The 646-nt window shown below is 50.0% G+C and carries 6 tRNA genes; all 6 read left to right on the top strand.

Going from position 1 to position 646, the window contains the following annotated elements:
* Nucleotides 1-6 precede the first annotated feature (6 nt).
* The 6 genes from BpJC4_RS15870 (at nt 7) to BpJC4_RS15895 (ending at nt 592) form a co-directional block, all read left to right on the top strand.
* Nucleotides 7-79: transfer RNA gene (locus BpJC4_RS15870), tRNA-Lys, on the top strand.
* Between the two features lie 77 nt (nt 80-156).
* Nucleotides 157-231 (top strand) — tRNA-Gly (locus BpJC4_RS15875).
* 11 nt (nt 232-242) lie between these two features.
* Nucleotides 243-328: transfer RNA gene (locus tag BpJC4_RS15880), tRNA-Leu, on the top strand.
* A 20-nt stretch (nt 329-348) separates the two neighbouring features.
* Nucleotides 349-425, top strand: a tRNA-Arg gene (locus BpJC4_RS15885).
* Nucleotides 426-430: 5 nt separating this feature from the next.
* A tRNA-Pro gene (locus BpJC4_RS15890) sits at nt 431-507 on the top strand.
* Nucleotides 508-516: 9 nt separating this feature from the next.
* Nucleotides 517-592: transfer RNA gene (locus BpJC4_RS15895), tRNA-Ala, on the top strand.
* The last annotated feature ends 54 nt before the right edge of the window (nt 593-646 follow it).

A 646-nucleotide genomic window follows, 5' to 3' on the forward strand; every position in this document is an offset into this window, starting at 1 on the left:
AAATATGAGCCATTAGCTCAGTTGGTAGAGCATCTGACTTTTAATCAGAGGGTCGCAGGTTCGAATCCTGCATGGCTCATCATATTTGCGGGTGAATAAGGACTGTGGAGCATCTGTGTATAGGCGTGAAAAGCGTTCTCTGCACCCGTATCTTTTGCGGAAGTAGTTCAGTGGTAGAACATCACCTTGCCAAGGTGGGGGTCGCGGGTTCGAATCCCGTCTTCCGCTCCATTTTTATCTTTGCCGGGGTGGCGGAATAGGCAGACGCACAGGACTTAAAATCCTGCGGTAGGTGACTACCGTACCGGTTCGACTCCGGTCCTCGGCACTATTGCCATTATAAAATATGCGCCCATAGCTCAATTGGATAGAGCGTTTGACTACGGATCAAAAGGTTAGGGGTTCGACTCCTCTTGGGCGCGCCATATTTCGGGAAGTAGCTCAGCTTGGTAGAGCACGTGGTTTGGGACCATGGGGTCGCAGGTTCGAATCCTGTCTTCCCGACCATTTTATACCGGGGCCTTAGCTCAGCTGGGAGAGCGCCTGCTTTGCACGCAGGAGGTCAGCGGTTCGATCCCGCTAGGCTCCACCACTAAGGTATTGACATTTTATAAAATAAAATGTTAAAATAACAAAGTTGCTATTC

Source organism: Weizmannia acidilactici, from assembly GCF_008974185.1.
Taxonomy (GTDB): Bacteria; Bacillota; Bacilli; order Bacillales; family Bacillaceae_C; genus Weizmannia; species Weizmannia acidilactici.